This is a genomic window from Nostoc sp. CHAB 5836 (genome assembly GCF_020829445.1).
GTDB lineage: Bacteria > Cyanobacteriota > Cyanobacteriia > Cyanobacteriales > Nostocaceae > Nostoc.
This window is the reverse complement of the sequence record NZ_JAIVFV010000330.1, coordinates 1-3,383: the sequence shown is the minus strand read 5'-3', so window position 1 is coordinate 3,383 and position 3,383 is coordinate 1. Positions and strand designations below refer to the sequence as shown.

The 3,383-nt window shown below is 57.9% G+C and carries 2 tRNA genes and 2 rRNA genes; all 4 read right to left on the bottom strand.

The window, feature by feature from the left end:
* Positions 1–910 (bottom strand): 23S ribosomal RNA (locus LC605_RS31865); the annotation flags it as partial.
* Between the two features lie 305 nt (positions 911–1,215).
* Positions 1,216–1,291: transfer RNA gene (locus LC605_RS31860), tRNA-Ala, on the bottom strand.
* A 6-nt stretch (positions 1,292–1,297) separates the two neighbouring features.
* A tRNA-Ile gene (locus LC605_RS31855) sits at positions 1,298–1,374 on the bottom strand.
* A 205-nt stretch (positions 1,375–1,579) separates the two neighbouring features.
* Positions 1,580–3,064: ribosomal RNA gene (locus tag LC605_RS31850) — 16S ribosomal RNA — on the bottom strand.
* Positions 3,065–3,383: the final 319 nt, after the last annotated feature.

Sequence of the window (3,383 nt, the reverse complement as noted above, 5' to 3'; positions counted from 1 at the left end):
TGCTCTACCCCGCACGGTATTCACTCGAGGCGCTACCTAAATAGCTTTCGCGGAGAACCAGCTATTTCCGAGTTTGATTGGCCTTTCACCCCTAGCCACACGTCATCCAAGACCTTTTCAACGGGCACTGGTTCGGACCTCCAGTGGGTGTTACCCCACCTTCATCCTGCACATGGCTAGATCACTCGGTTTCGGGTCTAAAGCCACGAACTGAACGCCCTGTTCAGACTCGCTTTCGCTGCGCCTCCACCTATCGGCTTAAGCTTGCTCGTAACTTTAAGTCGCTGACCCATTATACAAAAGGTACGCAGTCACCCAGGACGAACCTTGGGCTCCTACTGTTTGTAAGCATCCGGTTTCAGGTGCTGTTTCACTCCCCTCGTCGGGGTGCTTTTCACCTTTCCCTCACGGTACTGGTTCACTATCGGTCGCTGAGGAGTACTTAGGCTTGGAGGGTGGTCCCCCCATGTTCAGACAGGATTTCACGTGTCCCGCCCTACTCGAGTCCTTGCAATCGACCGTCCCGTACGGGGCTGTCACCCATCCTGCCGGCCGTTCCAGGCCGTTCCGGTAATCTCATGCAAGGCACTGGCCTGATCCGCGTTCGCTCGCCACTACTGACGGAGTCTCGTTGATGTCCTTTCCTCCGGGTACTGAGATGTTTCAGTTCCCCGGGTTCGCTTCAAACCCCTATGAATTCAGGATTTGATACCTTCATCTGACCGACTGTCGTGTCGATGCAGGCTCGCGCCTGCACCCACACTACAGAAGGTCGAAGGTGGGTTTCCCCATTCGGAAATCCCTGGATCAAAGCTCGTTCGCAGCTCCCCAAGGCTTATCGCAGCGTACCACGTCCTTCATCGCCTCTCAGCGCCAAGGCATCCACCGAATGCTCTTAAGGCACTTGATCGCTCTCATGATCGATGTCCGGTGATGATCCGGCAGCCGCAGTAGCGGCAGCCGGGCATCCCAGCCACGGTCACGATAAAGACCAGTGACCGGACGGCTCTTCAGCCATCCAGTCACATGCTTGCCGAACATGACCTCCAACGGGCACCCCGCTTTCGCGGGACCCGCGGTCACATTCCCTCTTCACGATTGTTTTGAACGATGCCGTGCCAGGCGCGAAAGCGCGCGGGCAGGCAAACTCTTGCCTTCTCTTCCGGATCTTGGCCCAACACCGTCTCGGTGCGCCTGACGGCGGCTCACGAGACGTGGTGGAGACGGACGGGATCGAACCGACGACCTGATGCTTGCAAAGCAACTGCTCTCCCAGCTGAGCTACGTCCCCTGATCATGGTGGGCCTGGGACGACTCGAACGTCCGACCTCACCCTTATCAGGGGTGCGCTCTAACCACCTGAGCTACAGGCCCCAGCCGGTCGCCCGATCGCCAGCCGTTGCATTGCGCAACAGCCCGCTCGGCGAGCCCGCTTTATCCGGATGAGAAAGAGAAACGAGGACGGCTCCGCCTCAGCGTCCCGCCAATGAGACCCTGACTGGGTCTCTGATATCCAATGACGTTCCGAGAGGACGGTGACGAGCAGGCTCGACCCCAGGCCCTAAAAGAACATCCTTAGAAAGGAGGTGATCCAGCCGCAGGTTCCCCTACGGCTACCTTGTTACGACTTCACCCCAGTCGCTGACCCTACCGTGGTCGCCTGCCTCCTTGCGGTTGGCGCAGCGCCGTCGGGTAAGACCAACTCCCATGGTGTGACGGGCGGTGTGTACAAGGCCCGGGAACGTATTCACCGTGGCGTGCTGATCCACGATTACTAGCGATTCCGCCTTCATGCACCCGAGTTGCAGAGTGCAATCCGAACTGAGACGGTTTTTGGGGATTTGCTCGACCTCGCGGTTTCGCGTCCCACTGTCACCGCCATTGTAGCACGTGTGTAGCCCATCCCGTAAGGGCCATGAGGACTTGACGTCATCCACACCTTCCTCGCGGCTTATCACCGGCAGTCTCCCTAGAGTGCCCAACTGAATGATGGCAACTAAGGACGTGGGTTGCGCTCGTTGCGGGACTTAACCCAACATCTCACGACACGAGCTGACGACAGCCATGCAGCACCTGTGTGCACGCCTCCGAAGAGGATCCCCGATCTCTCGAGGTAACATGCCATGTCAAGGGATGGTAAGGTTCTGCGCGTTGCTTCGAATTAAACCACATGCTCCACCGCTTGTGCGGGCCCCCGTCAATTCCTTTGAGTTTTAATCTTGCGACCGTACTCCCCAGGCGGAATGCTTAATGCGTTAGCGGCGCCACTGACCTGCAAGCAGGCCAACGGCTGGCATTCATCGTTTACGGCGTGGACTACCAGGGTATCTAATCCTGTTTGCTCCCCACGCTTTCGCGCCTCAGCGTCAGAACCGGACCAGACAGCCGCCTTCGCCACTGGTGTTCTTGCGAATATCTACGAATTTCACCTCTACACTCGCAGTTCCGCTGTCCTCTTCCGGTCTCAAGCCAACCAGTATCGAAGGCAATTCTGTGGTTGAGCCACAGGCTTTCACCCCCGACTTAATCGGCCGCCTACGCGCCCTTTACGCCCAGTGATTCCGAGCAACGCTAGCCCCCTTCGTATTACCGCGGCTGCTGGCACGAAGTTAGCCGGGGCTTATTCTTCCGGTACCGTCATTATCGTCCCGGACAAAAGAGCTTTACAACCCTAAGGCCTTCATCACTCACGCGGCATGGCTGGATCAGGCTTGCGCCCATTGTCCAATATTCCCCACTGCTGCCTCCCGTAGGAGTCTGGGCCGTGTCTCAGTCCCAGTGTGGCTGATCATCCTCTCAGACCAGCTACTGATCGTCGCCTTGGTAGGCCGTTACCCCACCAACAAGCTAATCAGACGCGGGCCGATCCTTCGGCAGTAAACCTTTCCCCAAAAGGGCGTATCCGGTATTAGCTCAAGTTTCCCTGAGTTATTCCGAACCGAAGGGCACGTTCCCACGTGTTACTCACCCGTCTGCCACTGACACCCGAAGGTGCCCGTTCGACTTGCATGTGTTAAGCCTGCCGCCAGCGTTCGCTCTGAGCCAGGATCAAACTCTCAAGTTGAAGAGTTGATCTTAGCTGATCACAACATAAACGGAGTGCTCACACCCAAACCCGACGTTTCCATCAAGGTTCGGTGAGCTTTCCGAAACGAAGGTCAGCTGTCCATCTCTCACGGTCCGGCTCACGCCAGACCCGCAAGGACGCCAGACAAAGCCGCCCACGTTTCTCTTTCTCGATTGATGCACTTGTCAAAGAGCAAGAGCCGCAGCCCGAAGGCCAAGCCCACCACCGAAGACGCGCCGACAGCCCGGTTGCCCGGCCCCTCAGCCCAAACCTTCAGCGGTAATCTCCGCGCCGGACCGGATCGGCCCCGCCGCAG